The organism is Aquitalea aquatilis, assembly GCF_005155025.1.
GTDB classification, from domain to species: Bacteria; Pseudomonadota; Gammaproteobacteria; order Burkholderiales; family Chromobacteriaceae; genus Aquitalea; species Aquitalea aquatilis.
On record NZ_CP039731.1, the window covers coordinates 1,553,471 to 1,567,875 of the forward strand.

The following is a 14,405-nucleotide window of genomic DNA, read 5'->3' on the forward strand; positions in this document are numbered from 1 at the left end:
TTTGCCATGGCTAAGGAAAAGTTCGAGCGGACCAAACCGCACGTAAACGTCGGCACCATCGGTCACGTTGACCATGGTAAGACCACCCTGACCGCAGCGATCACCACCATTCTGTCGAAGAAGTTCGGTGGCGAAGCCAAGGACTACTCCCAGATCGACAGCGCGCCGGAAGAAAAGGCACGTGGTATTACCATTAATACCGCGCACGTAGAATACGAAACCGAAGCACGTCACTACGCTCACGTAGACTGCCCGGGTCACGCTGACTACGTTAAGAACATGATTACCGGTGCAGCCCAGATGGACGGTGCTATCCTGGTATGTTCCGCTGCTGACGGCCCGATGCCGCAAACTCGCGAACACATCCTGCTGTCCCGTCAGGTTGGCGTACCGTTCATCATCGTTTACCTGAACAAGGCTGACCTGGTTGACGACGCTGAGCTGCTGGAACTGGTTGAAATGGAAGTGCGCGATCTGCTGTCTTCCTATGACTTCCCGGGCGATGACACTCCGGTGGTAATCGGTTCGGCTCGTCTGGCACTGGAAGGCGACCAATCCGAAATGGGCGAACCGTCCATCTTTCGTCTGGCCGATGCTCTGGACTCCTACATCCCGACTCCGGAACGTGCAGTTGACAAGCCGTTCCTGCTGCCGATCGAAGACGTGTTCTCGATCTCCGGTCGCGGTACTGTAGTAACGGGTCGTGTAGAGCGTGGCATTGTTAAGGTTGGTGAAGAATTGGAAATCGTGGGCCTGAAGGCAACTGCGAAGACCACCTGCACCGGCGTTGAAATGTTCCGCAAGCTGTTGGACCAAGGTCAGGCTGGTGACAACGTAGGCGTACTGCTGCGTGGCACCAAGCGTGAAGACGTAGAGCGTGGCCAGGTTCTGGCCAAGCCGGGCACGATCACCCCGCACACCAAGTTCGCTGCTTCGGTATACGTACTGAGCAAGGACGAAGGCGGCCGTCACACCCCGTTCTTCGCTAACTACCGTCCGCAGTTCTACTTCCGTACTACCGACGTGACTGGTGCAGTAACTCTGTCCGAAGGCGTGGAAATGGTAATGCCGGGTGACAACGTAGAAATCACCGTAGAACTGATCGCTCCGATCGCTATGGAAGAAGGTCTGCGTTTCGCCATCCGTGAAGGCGGCCGTACTGTTGGCGCCGGCGTGGTAGCAAAAATTCTTGCTTGATTAATAGGTTTATAGGCCAGTAGCTCAATTGGTAGAGTATCGGTCTCCAAAACCGAGGGTTGGGGGTTCGAGACCCTCCTGGCCTGCCAATTAAGACCAGCCGGCGCTTTGCGCCGGTTGGTCTTTTGTCGCATACGCGCAGAGAACATTCCGCACATGGAAATGCAAGATAAACTCAAGCTGGCTTTGGCCGGTCTGTTGGTAGTGGCCGGTGTTGTTGGCTTCTACATGATTCCTGAAGACCAGGGCGTGTTGCGCGCGCTGGCATTCATTGCTGGCGTTGCGCTGGCGGCGGGTGCGGTTTGGTTGTCGCATCCGGGCAAGGATTTTGTTGCCTATGCCAATGACTCGCTGGTCGAGGCGCGCAAGGTTGTGTGGCCGACGCGCAAAGAAGCCATGCAAATGACCGGCATGGTTTTCGTCTTCGTTCTGGTATTGGCCCTGTTCATGTGGATGGTGGATTCGGGTCTGTCCTGGTTGTTTTACGATGTAATTCTTGGTCGAGGTAGATAATGGCAAAGCGCTGGTATGTTGTGCATGCTTATTCTGGTTTTGAGAAGAGTGTGCAGAAGGCGCTGCGTGAGCGCATCGAGCGTTCCGAGGTTGCTGACCTGTTCGGTCAGATCCTTGTTCCGGTCGAAGAGGTGGTGGACGTCAAGAACGGTCGCCGCTCCATTACCGAGCGCAAGTTCTTCCCCGGTTACGTGCTGGTCGAAATGGACATGACCGACGATACCTGGCACTTGGTGAAGAGCACTCCCAAGGTGACTGGTTTTGTTGGTGGTACGGCTAACCGCCCGGCGCCGATTTCCAAGAAGGAAGTCGAGGCCATCATGCAGCAGATGCAAGAGGGTGTGGAGAAGCCGAAGCCGAAGGTGCTGTTTGAAGTGGGTGAGAAGGTCCGTGTTATCGATGGTCCCTTCAATGACTTCAATGGCTCGGTGGATGAGGTTAATTACGAGCGCAACAAGTTGCGTGTGTCTGTGCAGATTTTTGGTCGCGACACGCCGGTTGAGCTTGAATTCAGTCAGGTAGAAAAGCTGTAATTCTGCTTGGCAGTTAGTTTGTAAGCGTATATACTCTTGCGCTTTCGTCCGGGAAGCGAGTGCACGCTCGCGCTATACCCATTTTAGGAGTTTTAAACGTGGCAAAGAAAATTGTCGGCTATGTAAAGCTGCAAGTGCCCGCTGGTAAGGCCAACCCGTCCCCTCCGATCGGTCCGGCCCTTGGTCAGCGTGGTCTGAACATCATGGAATTCTGCAAGGCGTTCAACGCCCAGACCCAAGGCATCGAGCCGGGCCTGCCGATTCCGGTTGTGATCACTGCTTATGCAGACAAGTCCTTCACCTTCATCATGAAGACGCCGCCGGCGACCATTCTGCTGAAGAAGGCTGCTGGTATCAAGTCCGGTTCCGCCAAGCCGCATACCGACAAGGTAGGCAAGGTAAGCCGTGCTCAGCTGGAAGAAATCGCCAAGACCAAGCAGCCGGATCTGACCGCTGCTGATCTGGACGCCGCTGTACGCACCATCGCCGGCTCCGCCCGTTCGATGGGTCTTGAAGTGGAGGGTGTGTAAATGGCCAAGCTTTCCAAGCGCCTGCAAACCCTGAAGGCAACTGTTGATCGCAACAAGCTGTACGCTGTTGAAGAAGCAATTGCTCTGGTTAAGACCGCAGCTACCGCCAAGTTTGATGAGTCGATCGATATCGCCATCAACCTGGGTGTTGATCCGCGTAAATCCGACCAAGTAGTTCGTGGTTCGGTTGTTCTGCCGCGTGGTACTGGTAAGTCGGTACGCGTTGCTGTATTTGCTCAAGGTGCCAACGCCGAAGCCGCCAAGGCTGCCGGTGCTGAAGTTGTCGGTTTCGACGACCTGGCCGAGCAAGTGAAAGCCGGCAACCTGAACTTCGACGTAGTCATTGCTTCCCCGGATGCAATGCGCGTTGTTGGTCAGCTGGGTCAAATCCTCGGCCCGCGTGGCCTGATGCCGAACCCGAAGGTTGGTACTGTTACCCCGAACGTTGCCGAAGCCGTGAAAAACGCTAAGGCCGGTCAGGTTCAATACCGTACCGACAAGGCAGGTATCATTCACGCTACTATCGGTCGCGCTTCTTTCGAAGCCGATGCGCTGCGTGAAAACTTCACCGCTCTGGTTGATGCCCTGGTGAAAGCCAAGCCGGCAGCCTCCAAGGGCGTGTATCTGAAAAAGATCGCCGTATCCAGCACCATGGGTATTGGCGCTCGTGTAGATACCAGCTCGATCAGCGCCTAAGCTGATGCGAGTTAGGCAGGGCGGTTCGCCGCCTTGCCATTGGCTTTGGGCTGGCAAGCTTGCTTGCCGGATTGTCAAAGACCGTAGGTGCCGCAAGGCTTAATCGCAAACCGCTGCCCAGCGGTAAGTATCCTACGCAGATGGTGTACCCGTAGTAGGCTTCTGAAGAGTTCAGGGCTCATGTAGCTCAGGGGTAGAGCACTCCCTTGGTAAGGGAGAGGTCGGCGGTTCAATTCCGCCCATGAGCACCAGTTTCCCTTCTCTATGTTGTCTCCTGATAGGTCGCCGCTGCAAAGCGGAGCAGAAATTTTTCTGCTTCATTTCAGTCTAGGAGGTAGACCTTGAGTCTCAATATCGAAGATAAAAAGGCAGTCGTCGCTGCTGTAGCTGCCGAGCTGGCCGCTGCTCAGACCCTCGTCATCGCCGAATATCGGGGCATCGAGGTAAGCAGCATGACCAAGCTGCGCGCTCAGGCGCGTGCGCAAGGAGTTTACCTGCGCGTTCTGAAGAACACGCTGGTACGCCGTGCGGTAGCTGGTACCCAATTCGAAGCGCTGGCCGAACAAATGGTTGGCCCGCTCGTTTACGGTATCTCTACCGATCCGGTTGCTGCTGCCAAGGTGCTGCATCAATTTGCCAAGGCTGACGACAAGATCATCGTCAAGGCAGGTTCTTACAATGGCGACGTGCTGAATGCTGCTCAGGTTGCTGAGCTGGCTTCTATCCCGAGCCGCGAAGAACTGCTGTCCAAGCTTCTCTACGTTATGCAGGCTCCGGTTGCAGGCTTCGCCCGCGCCCTGGCAGCACTGGCAGAGAAGCAAGCCGAAGCCGCTTAACTTATTTGATTCTTATAGAATTCAGGAGATTTTTACATGGCAATCACCAAAGAAGACATCCTCGAAGCCGTTGCTGGTCTGACCGTAATGGAACTGAACGACCTGGTTAAGGCGTTCGAAGAGAAGTTCGGCGTTTCCGCTGCTGCCGTTGCCGTTGCCGGCCCGGCTGCTGGTGCCGCTGCTGTTGAAGAAAAAACCGAGTTTGACGTTGTTCTGAACGCTGCTGGCGACAACAAGGTAAACGTGATCAAGGTTGTTCGTGCTATCACCGGTCTGGGCCTGAAAGAAGCCAAGGACATGGTTGACGGCGCTCCGAAGACCGTGAAAGAAGCCGTTTCCAAGGCTGAAGCTGAAGAAGTTCTGAAGCAACTGACCGAAGCCGGTGCCAAGGCTGAAATCAAATAATCTTCTTTGAAAAAAGAAGGTGAGGCTGGCGGAGAAATCCGCCAGCCTTATTGCGCTTGTAATTGGCCGAAACAAAGATAGTAAAAGCCAGCAATTACCCGGCGTGGCTGCTGACTTTTGGTTTCTTGCGCCACTACCACCTCGATGGAGACTCTATGAGTTATTCGTTTACTGAGAAGAAGCGTATTCGTAAGAGCTTTGCGAAACGCGCCAGTGTTCTCGATGTCCCATTCCTGTTGGCGACCCAGATTGATTCTTATGCCGATTTCCTGCAACTGGGTGTACCGCTAGATCAGCGCAAGGATGCTGGTCTGCAAGCCGCGTTCAAGTCGATCTTCCCGATCAACAGCCATAATGGCTATGCGCGTCTTGATTTTGCTCACTACATCCTTGGCGAGCCGCCGTTTGACGTGCAGGAATGTCAGCTGCGTGGCATTACCTATGCCGCTCCGCTGCGTGCCCGTATTCGTCTGACCATCCTGGACAAAGAGTCGTCCAAGCCGGTGGTAAAAGAAGTGCGCGAGAATGAAGTGTACATGGGCGAAATTCCGCTCATGACCACCAATGGTTCTTTCATCATCAACGGTACCGAACGCGTTATCGTTTCCCAGCTGCATCGTTCCCCGGGCGTGTTCTTCGAGCACGACCGCGGCAAGACCCACTCCTCTGGCAAGCTGCTGTTCTCCGCCCGCGTGATTCCTTACCGCGGTTCCTGGCTGGACTTCGAGTTTGACCCGAAAGACCTGCTGTACTTCCGTATCGACCGTCGCCGCAAGATGCCGGTGACCATCCTGCTGAAGGCACTGGGTTACAGCAACGAACAGATCCTGTCCGAGTTCTACAGCTTCGATACTTTCTATCTGACCAAGACCGGCGTATTCATGCGCGTGGTGCCGGAACGTCTGAAGGGCGAAGTGGCCAAGTTCGATATCGTGGCTGCCGATGGCAAGCTGATCGTGGCCAAGGACAAGCGCATTACCGCCAAGCACATCCGTGATATCCAGACTGCACAGCTGGATCGCATCGAAGTGCCGGCTGACGTGTTGCTGGGCAAGGTGCTGTCGCACAACGTCACCAATGTGGATACGGGTGAAGTGCTGGCGCGCGCCAACGAAGAAATCACCGAAGAGCTGCTGGCCAAGCTGGCACTGGCCGAGATCGACCAGGTGGAAGTGCTGTTCACCAACGATCTGGACCAGGGCGGTTATATTTCGCAGACCCTGCGTACCGACGACAGCCTGGACCGCCTGCAGGCTCGCGTTGCCATCTACCGCATGATGCGTCCTGGCGAACCGCCGACTGAAGACGCGGTGGAAGCACTGTTCCAGCGTCTGTTCTTCAGCGAAGAAACTTACGATCTGTCGCGCGTGGGCCGCATGAAGTTCAGCTCGCGTACTTATCAGTACAAGTTCGATGAAAAGACCCCGGAGTGGTTCAAGTCGCTGATTGGCGAGAAATTCGCCCATCGCCGCGACGTGATGGAAGGCACGTTGTCGACTGAAGACATCGTTTCCGTCATTGCCATCCTGTGCGAACTGCGTAACGGCCGTGGCGAAGTCGATGACATCGACCATCTGGGTAACCGTCGCGTGCGTTCCGTGGGCGAACTGGCCGAGAACCAGTTCCGTGCCGGTCTGGTACGTGTTGAGCGCGCAGTGAAGGAACGCCTGAATCAGGCCGAGTCCGACAACCTGATGCCGCACGACCTGATCAATGCCAAGCCGGTGTCGGCCGCGATCAAGGAATTCTTCGGTTCCTCGCAGCTGTCGCAGTTCATGGACCAAACCAACCCGCTGTCGGAAATCACCCACAAGCGCCGTGTATCGGCCCTTGGCCCGGGTGGTCTGACCCGCGAACGCGCCGGCTTCGAAGTGCGTGACGTACACCCGACCCATTATGGCCGTGTATGCCCGATCGAAACCCCGGAAGGTCCGAACATCGGTCTGATCAACTCGCTGTCCGTGTTTGCACGCACCAACGAGTTCGGTTTCCTGGAAACACCGTACCGCAAGGTGGTGGACAGCAAGGTCACCAACGAGATCGACTACCTCTCGGCGATTGAAGAAGGTCGTTACGTCATTGCTCAGGCCAATGCCGAGCTGGGCGAAGACGGTACCCTGATCGACGAACTGGTTACCTGCCGTGAAAAAGGCGAAACCATTCTGGCTACCCCGGACCGCGTGCAGTACATGGACGTGGCCACGGGTCAGGTGGTGTCGGTTGCTGCCTCGCTGATTCCCTTCCTGGAACACGATGACGCCAACCGTGCCTTGATGGGTGCCAACATGCAACGTCAGGCCGTACCGTGCCTGCGCCCGGAAAAGCCGTTTGTCGGCACGGGTATCGAACGTTCGGTCGCTGTTGACTCCGGTACCACCGTGGTTGCCCGTCGCGGCGGCGTGGTGGACTACGTTGATGCCAGCCGCGTTGTGGTGCGTGTCAACGATGAAGAAGCGGTTGCTGGTGAAGTGGGTGTGGATATCTACAACCTCACCAAGTTCACCCGTTCCAACCAGAACACCAACATCAACCAGCGTCCGGTGGTGAAGGTGGGCGACAAGATCGCCAGTGGCGACGTGGTAGCCGATGGTGCTTCCACTGACCTGGGCGAACTGGCGCTGGGTCAGAACATGACCATCGCCTTCATGCCGTGGAATGGTTACAACTACGAAGACTCGATCCTGATCTCCGAGAAGCTGGTGGCAGAAGACCGCTACACCTCGATCCATATCGAAGAACTGTCGGTTGTCTCCCGTGACACCAAGCTGGGACCGGAAGAAATCACCCGTGATATTCCGAACCTGTCCGAGCGCATGGCAGGCCGTCTGGATGAAGCCGGTATTGTCTACATCGGTGCCGAAGTGGAAGCCGGTGACGTACTGGTGGGCAAGGTAACACCGAAGGGTGAAACCCAGCTGACGCCGGAAGAAAAGCTGCTGCGCGCGATCTTCGGCGAAAAAGCCTCCGACGTGAAGGATACCTCGCTGCGTGTTCCGACCGGCACCGTAGGTACCGTGATCGACGTGCAGGTGTTCACCCGCGAAGGTATCGAGCGCGACAAGCGCGCCCAGTCCATCATTGATGCCGAACTGAAGCGCTACCGTCTCGACCTGAACGACCAGCTGCGTATTTTCGAAAACGATGCCTTCAGCCGTATCGAACGTCTGATCCTGGGCAAGGTTGCCAATGGTGGTCCGAAGCGTCTGGCCAAGGGTACTGCCATCGACAACGAATACCTGGACAGCCTGCCGGTCAAGCACGACTGGTTCGACATCCGCATGAGCGACGAAGACATCGCCAAGCAGCTGGAGCTGATCAAGGAAAGCCTGGTACAGAAGCGCGAAGAATTCGACCTCAAGTTCGAAGACAAGAAGCGTAAACTGACCCAGGGCGATGAATTGCCGCCTGGCGTGCAGAAAATGGTCAAGGTTTACCTGGCCGTGAAGCGTCGCCTGCAGGCCGGTGACAAGATGGCTGGTCGTCACGGTAACAAGGGTGTGGTTTCCCGCATCCTGCCGATCGAAGACATGCCCTATATGGGCGATGGCCGTCCGGTCGACATCGTGCTGAACCCGCTGGGCGTACCGTCGCGTATGAACATCGGTCAGATTCTGGAAGTGCATCTGGGTTGGGCTGCCAAGGGTATTGGTGAGCGCATCGATCGCATGATCAAGCAACAGAAGGATGTTGCCGACGTTCGCGCCTACCTGGAGCAGCTGTATAACGATACTGGCAAGACCGAAGATCTGGCAGGCCTTTCCGATGCCGAGATCCTGGATCTGGCGGACAACCTGCGCAAGGGCATGCCGTTTGCCACGCCGGTATTCGACGGCGCCAAGGAAACCGAGATCAAGCACATGCTGAATCTGGCTTATCCGAGCGGCGACGAACTGACCGAGCAGATGGGCTTTAACGAGTCCAAGACCCAGATGACCCTGTACGATGGCCGCTCCGGCGAAGCTTTCGACCGCAAGGTTACCGTGGGTGTGATGCACTATCTGAAACTGCATCACCTGGTTGATGACAAGATGCACGCCCGTTCCACCGGCCCGTACTCCCTGGTTACCCAGCAGCCGCTGGGTGGTAAGGCGCAGTTCGGTGGCCAGCGTTTCGGTGAGATGGAAGTGTGGGCGCTGGAAGCGTATGGCGCCGCCTACACTCTGCAGGAAATGCTGACGGTGAAGTCCGACGACGTAACCGGCCGTACCAAAGTTTACGAAAACATCGTCAAGGGCGAACACAAGATTGACGCGGGCATGCCGGAATCCTTCAACGTGTTGGTGAAGGAAATCCGCTCGCTCGGCCTGGATATCGACCTGGAACGTTATTGATTGGGTGAGAAGGCGCGGCATCATGCCGCGCCTCCTGTCCCCTGACTGGAGACGCAATGAAAGCTCTGCTCGACCTCTTTAAGCAAGTAACGCAAGAAGAAGAGTTTGATGCGATTAAAATCGGCATCGCCTCACCCGACAAGATCCGTTCCTGGTCTTATGGTGAAGTTAAAAAGCCGGAAACCATCAACTATCGTACCTTCAAACCGGAACGTGACGGCCTGTTCTGCGCCCGCATTTTCGGACCGGTAAAAGACTACGAATGCCTGTGCGGCAAGTACAAGCGTCTGAAGCACCGTGGCGTGATCTGCGAAAAATGCGGCGTGGAAGTGACCTTGTCCAAGGTTCGCCGCGAGCGCATGGGCCACATCGAACTGGCTAGCCCGACCGCGCACATCTGGTTCCTGAAGAGCCTGCCGTCCCGTCTGGGTATGGTGCTGGACATGACCCTGCGCGACATCGAACGCGTACTGTACTTCGAAGCATTTGTCGTGACCGATCCGGGCATGACCCCGCTGCAATATCGTCAGCTGCTGACCGAAGAAGACTTCCTGGACAAGGAAGACCAGTACGGTGAAGAGTTCGTCGCCATGATGGGTGCCGAAGCCGTACGCGAACTGCTCAAGCGTCTGAATCTGGATACCGAGATCGAGACCCTGCGTCGCGAGCTGGAAGCCACCAATTCCGATACCAAGATCAAGAAGATTGCCAAGCGCCTGAAGGTGCTGGAAGCCTTCCAACGTTCCGGCATGAAGCCGGAATGGATGATTCTGGAAGTGCTGCCGGTGCTGCCGCCGGAACTGCGTCCGCTGGTACCGCTGGATGGCGGCCGTTTCGCCACCTCCGACCTGAACGACCTGTATCGCCGCGTCATCAACCGTAACAACCGCCTGAAGCGTCTGCTGGAACTGCGTGCACCGGACATCATCGTGCGCAACGAAAAGCGCATGCTGCAGGAATCGGTTGACTCGCTGCTGGACAACGGTCGTCGCGGCAAGGCCATGACCGGCGCCAACAAGCGTCCGCTGAAGTCGCTGGCCGACATGATCAAGGGCAAGGGCGGTCGTTTCCGTCAGAACTTGCTGGGTAAGCGCGTGGACTACTCCGGTCGTTCCGTGATTACCGTAGGCCCGACCCTGCGTCTGCATCAGTGCGGTCTGCCGAAAAAGATGGCGCTGGAACTGTTCAAGCCTTTCATCTTCCACAAGCTGGAAGTCATGGGCCTGGCCTCCACCATCAAGGCTGCCAAGAAGCTGGTCGAGCAGGAAGTGCCGGAAGTATGGGACATCCTGGAAGACGTGATCCGCGAACATCCGGTGCTGCTGAACCGTGCGCCGACGCTGCACCGTCTGGGTATCCAGGCATTCGAGCCGGTACTGATCGAAGGCAAGGCCATCCAGCTGCATCCGCTGGTCTGCGCGGCATTCAATGCCGACTTTGACGGTGACCAGATGGCCGTTCACGTGCCGCTGTCGCTGGAAGCGCAGATGGAAGCCCGCACCCTGATGCTGGCTACCAACAACGTGCTGTCCCCGGCCAACGGCGACCCGATCATCGTACCGTCCCAGGATATCGTGCTGGGTCTGTACTACATGACTCGCGACAAGGTAAACGGCAAGGGCGAAGGCATGGTGTTTGCTGACACCAAGGAAGTGCATCGTGCCTACGAAACCCGTCAGGTCGAACTGGCTACCCGCATTACCGTCCGCCTGAAGGAATGGGAAAAGGACGAGCAGGGCGAATTCCAGCCGGTGATCAAGCGCTACGACACCACTGTCGGCCGCGCCATCCTGTCGGACATCCTGCCGAAGGGCCTGCCGTTCGAGCACATCAACAAGGCGCTGAAGAAGAAAGAAATCTCCAAGCTGATCAACGTATCGTTCCGCCGTTGCGGCATTCGCGATACCGTGATCTTTGCCGACCAGTTGATGTACACCGGTTTTGCCTACTCCACCCGTGGCGGTATCTCGATTTGCGTGGACGACATGCAAATCCCGGGCAAGAAGGTCGAGCTGCTGGGCGAAGCTCAGAAAGAAGTCAAAGAGATTGAAGAGCAGTACCGTCAAGGTCTGGTTACCCAGGGCGAACGCTACAACAAGGTTGTGGATATCTGGGGCCGTACCGGCGACAAGATCGCCAAGGCCATGATGGACGAGCTGTCCAAGCAGAAGGTGCTGGATCGCGACGGCAAGGAAGTGGATCAGGAATCCTTCAACTCCATTTACATGATGGCCGACTCTGGTGCGCGGGGTTCCGCAGCACAGATCAAGCAGCTGGCCGGTATGCGGGGTCTGATGGCGAAGCCGGACGGTTCCATTATCGAAACGCCGATTACTGCCAACTTCCGTGAAGGTCTGACGGTTCTGCAGTACTTCATCTCCACTCACGGTGCCCGTAAGGGTCTGGCGGATACGGCCTTGAAGACGGCTAACTCCGGTTACCTGACACGTCGTCTGGTTGACGTGACGCAGGATCTGGTGGTGATTGTGGATGATTGCGGCACCAATAATGGCTTCGTGATGAAGGCGGTTCTGCAAGGCGGCGACGTGATCGAAGCCCTGCGTGACCGTATCCTGGGTCGCGTGACCGCGGTAGACGTGGTGGATCCGTCCACTGGCGAAACCGTACTGGAAGCCGGCACCCTGCTGGACGAGCACATGGTTGATGTGATCGACAGCCTGGGTATCGATGAAGTCAAGGTTCGCACCGCCATTACCTGCGACACCCGCTATGGTCTGTGCGCCAAGTGCTACGGTCGTGACCTGGCACGTGGCAAGCGCGTCAATGCTGGTGAAGCTGTTGGCGTGATTGCAGCCCAGTCGATTGGTGAGCCGGGTACCCAGCTGACCATGCGTACCTTCCACATTGGTGGTGCTGCGTCGCGAAATGCCGCTGCCAGCCAGGTAGAAGGCAAGTCGAACGGTACCGTACGCTTCTCCAGCCAGATGCGTTATGTGGCCAACTCCAAGGGCGAGCTGATCGTGATCACCCGCTCTGGCGAGGTGGTGATCCATGACGACATGGGCCGCGAGCGCGAACGTCACAAAGTACCGTACGGTGCCACACTGATGGTGACTGATGGTCTGGTGATCAAGGCTGGTGCAGTCCTGGCAACATGGGACCCGCATACCCGTCCGATCATTACCGAATACGCTGGCCGCGTGAAGTTCGAAAACGTGGAAGAGGGCAATACCGTTGCCAAGCAGACCGACGAAGTGACCGGTCTGTCCACTCTGGTCGTGATCGATCCGAAGCGTCGTGCCGGTTCGCAGTCCAAGATGCTGCGTCCGCTGGTGAAGCTGCTGGACGAAAATGGTCTGGAAGTGAAGCTGGCTGGTTCGGATGCCTCGGTATCCATTACCTTCCAGGTTGGCGCCATCATTACCGTGCGTGACGGTCAGGATGTGGGCAAGGGTGAAGTACTGGCCCGTATCCCGCAGGAATCCTCCAAGACCCGCGATATTACCGGTGGTCTGCCGCGTGTGGCCGAGCTGTTCGAAGCCCGTTCGCCGAAGGATGCCGGCATGCTGGCCGAGGTGACTGGTACCGTATCGTTCGGTAAGGACACCAAGGGCAAGCAGCGCCTGATCATTACCGATCTTGAGGGTAGCGGTTACGAAAACCTGATCCCGAAAGACAAGCACGTACTGGTGCACGATGGTCAGGTGGTCAACCGTGGTGAATCCATTGTCGACGGTCCGGTTGATCCGCACGACATCCTGCGTCTGCAGGGTATCGAGGCGCTGGCCCGCTACATCGTGCAGGAAGTGCAGGAAGTGTACCGTCTGCAGGGTGTGAAGATTAACGACAAGCACATCGAGGTGATCATTCGCCAGATGCTGCGTCGTGTCATCATCTCCGACAGCGGCGACACCGAGTTCATCCAGGGCGAACAGGTAGAACGCGCCGATGTACTGGAAATGAACGACAAGATGCTGGCGGAAGGTAAGGAACCGGCTCAGTACGAAAACGTACTGCTGGGTATTACCAAGGCATCCTTGTCCACCGACTCCTTCATCTCGGCGGCTTCCTTCCAGGAAACTACCCGTGTACTGACCGAAGCGGCCATCATGGGCAAGAAGGATGATCTGCGCGGTCTGAAGGAAAACGTGATCGTGGGCCGTCTGATTCCGGCTGGTACCGGTCTGGCTTACCACCGTACCCGTCGCCGTCAAGGCCTGGGTCTGGACACCACGCATTCGCAATTGCTGGAAGAACAGCCAGTAGACGAAGTGGAAAACAACAGCTGATTTTGCTAAAGCCAGCTGAGTGTTGAAAAAACGCTGCGCCATCAACGGTTAACGTTGAGGGCGTAGCGTTTTTTATTTGACGGTAAGTGATTGACTAAAATATAATCCTCCGTCCTTCTGGAGACGTGTTGTCTGCAGAATGAATCAACTAGGAACTGATAGTAATGCCAACCATTAACCAACTCGTTCGCAAGGGCCGTACGGTCCTGACCGTGAACAGCAAGGTGCCTGCGCTGGAAGCTTGCCCGCAGAAGCGTGGCGTGTGCACCCGTGTTTACACCACCACCCCGAAAAAGCCGAACTCCGCTCTGCGTAAAGTGTGCAAAGTTCGTCTGACCAACGGCTTCGAAGTGATCTCCTACATCGGTGGTGAAGGCCACAACCTGCAGGAACACTCCGTAGTGCTGATCCGTGGCGGTCGTGTAAAAGACTTGCCGGGTGTGCGTTACCACACTGTGCGCGGTTCCCTGGATACCGCCGGTGTTAAAGACCGTAAGCAGTCCCGCTCCAAGTACGGTGCAAAGCGTCCTAAGTAATTGGGATGTATTAGCGGCGGCCTGAGGTCGTCGAGTAAGTGACTGCTTTTAATGGGTGGTCATGAGCCCAAGCTCAACTGAATATTGAAGGAAGTAACATGCCAAGACGCAGAGAAGTCCCCAAGCGCGAGATTCTGCCGGATCCGAAGTTCGGTTCCCAAGATCTGTCCAAGTTCATGAACGTAGTGATGATCGACGGCAAAAAAGCTGTTGCAGAACGCATCATCTACGGCGCACTGGCCCAGATCGAAAAGAAGACCGGCAAAAACGCACTGGAAGTGTTCAATAGCGCACTGACCAATGCCAAGCCGGTTGTAGAAGTAAAAAGCCGCCGTGTAGGTGGTGCTAACTATCAAGTTCCTGTTGAAGTTCGTCCGTCCCGTCGTATGGCTCTGGCCATGCGCTGGCTGCGTGACGCTGCGCGTAAGCGTGGCGAAAAGTCCATGGACCTGCGCCTGGCTGGTGAGCTTATCGATGCGGCCGAAGGCCGTGGCGGTGCCATGAAGAAGCGTGATGAAGTGCATCGTATGGCAGAAGCCAACAAGGCCTTCTCGCACTTCCGTTTCTAAGCTCAACCA

11 protein-coding genes and 2 tRNA genes are annotated in these 14,405 nt (G+C 56.5%); all 13 read left to right on the forward strand.

Features of this window, described 5'->3' with window-relative positions; genetic code table 11:
* Positions 1-6: 6 nt before the first annotated feature.
* The gene (tuf, locus tag FAZ30_RS07165; protein ID WP_137009171.1) at positions 7-1,197 is read left to right on the forward strand and encodes an elongation factor Tu; all 1,191 of its coding nucleotides are present in this window, start codon (positions 7-9) and stop codon (positions 1,195-1,197) included.
* Positions 1,198-1,210: 13 nt separating this feature from the next.
* A tRNA-Trp gene (locus FAZ30_RS07170) sits at positions 1,211-1,286 on the forward strand.
* Positions 1,287-1,353: 67 nt separating this feature from the next.
* Positions 1,354-1,710, forward strand: coding sequence for a preprotein translocase subunit SecE (gene secE / locus FAZ30_RS07175; protein WP_124645614.1), 357 nt, complete (start codon positions 1,354-1,356; stop codon positions 1,708-1,710).
* Positions 1,710-2,243 (forward strand): transcription termination/antitermination protein NusG, encoded by a 534-nt coding sequence (gene nusG, locus FAZ30_RS07180; RefSeq protein WP_059287633.1) that lies wholly within the window; start codon positions 1,710-1,712, stop codon positions 2,241-2,243. The genes secE and nusG overlap by 1 nt, the downstream gene beginning before the upstream one ends.
* A gap of 98 nt (positions 2,244-2,341) precedes the next feature.
* Positions 2,342-2,773 carry a 50S ribosomal protein L11 gene (gene rplK / locus FAZ30_RS07185; RefSeq protein WP_059287632.1) on the forward strand — a complete coding sequence of 144 codons (432 nt, stop codon included), beginning with the start codon at positions 2,342-2,344 and terminating at the stop codon, positions 2,771-2,773.
* A complete protein-coding gene (gene rplA, locus FAZ30_RS07190) occupies positions 2,774-3,469 on the forward strand; it encodes a 50S ribosomal protein L1 (protein ID WP_124645615.1) in 696 nt (231 codons plus the stop codon). It begins immediately after the preceding gene.
* A gap of 176 nt (positions 3,470-3,645) precedes the next feature.
* A tRNA-Thr gene (locus tag FAZ30_RS07195) sits at positions 3,646-3,720 on the forward strand.
* Between the two features lie 90 nt (positions 3,721-3,810).
* Positions 3,811-4,305, forward strand: a complete 495-nt coding sequence (rplJ, locus tag FAZ30_RS07200; RefSeq protein ID WP_124645616.1) for a 50S ribosomal protein L10 — start codon at positions 3,811-3,813, stop codon at positions 4,303-4,305.
* Positions 4,306-4,341: 36 nt separating this feature from the next.
* Positions 4,342-4,710 carry a 50S ribosomal protein L7/L12 gene (gene rplL, locus FAZ30_RS07205; protein ID WP_059285903.1) on the forward strand — a complete coding sequence of 123 codons (369 nt, stop codon included), beginning with the start codon at positions 4,342-4,344 and terminating at the stop codon, positions 4,708-4,710.
* A 155-nt stretch (positions 4,711-4,865) separates the two neighbouring features.
* Positions 4,866-9,041: a DNA-directed RNA polymerase subunit beta gene (gene rpoB, locus FAZ30_RS07210; protein ID WP_124645617.1), complete on the forward strand. Its 4,176-nt coding sequence runs from the start codon at positions 4,866-4,868 to the stop codon at positions 9,039-9,041.
* A gap of 56 nt (positions 9,042-9,097) precedes the next feature.
* The gene (rpoC, locus tag FAZ30_RS07215; protein WP_124645618.1) at positions 9,098-13,291 is read left to right on the forward strand and encodes a DNA-directed RNA polymerase subunit beta'; all 4,194 of its coding nucleotides are present in this window, start codon (positions 9,098-9,100) and stop codon (positions 13,289-13,291) included.
* A gap of 164 nt (positions 13,292-13,455) precedes the next feature.
* Positions 13,456-13,827, forward strand: coding sequence for a 30S ribosomal protein S12 (gene rpsL, locus FAZ30_RS07220; RefSeq protein ID WP_059285905.1), 372 nt, complete (start codon positions 13,456-13,458; stop codon positions 13,825-13,827).
* A 98-nt stretch (positions 13,828-13,925) separates the two neighbouring features.
* Positions 13,926-14,396, forward strand: a complete 471-nt coding sequence (rpsG, locus tag FAZ30_RS07225; protein ID WP_103526094.1) for a 30S ribosomal protein S7 — start codon at positions 13,926-13,928, stop codon at positions 14,394-14,396.
* Positions 14,397-14,405: the final 9 nt, after the last annotated feature.

Coding starts and splice junctions, on each gene's coding strand:
- secE (WP_124645614.1), top strand. CDS start 1,354: ATGGAAATGCAAGATAAACTCAAGCTGGCTTTGGCCGGTCTGTTGGTA.
- tuf (WP_137009171.1), top strand. CDS start 7: ATGGCTAAGGAAAAGTTCGAGCGGACCAAACCGCACGTAAACGTCGGC.
- rpoC (WP_124645618.1), top strand. CDS start 9,098: ATGAAAGCTCTGCTCGACCTCTTTAAGCAAGTAACGCAAGAAGAAGAG.
- rpoB (WP_124645617.1), top strand. CDS start 4,866: ATGAGTTATTCGTTTACTGAGAAGAAGCGTATTCGTAAGAGCTTTGCG.
- rpsG (WP_103526094.1), top strand. CDS start 13,926: ATGCCAAGACGCAGAGAAGTCCCCAAGCGCGAGATTCTGCCGGATCCG.
- nusG (WP_059287633.1), top strand. CDS start 1,710: ATGGCAAAGCGCTGGTATGTTGTGCATGCTTATTCTGGTTTTGAGAAG.
- rpsL (WP_059285905.1), top strand. CDS start 13,456: ATGCCAACCATTAACCAACTCGTTCGCAAGGGCCGTACGGTCCTGACC.
- rplL (WP_059285903.1), top strand. CDS start 4,342: ATGGCAATCACCAAAGAAGACATCCTCGAAGCCGTTGCTGGTCTGACC.
- rplA (WP_124645615.1), top strand. CDS start 2,774: ATGGCCAAGCTTTCCAAGCGCCTGCAAACCCTGAAGGCAACTGTTGAT.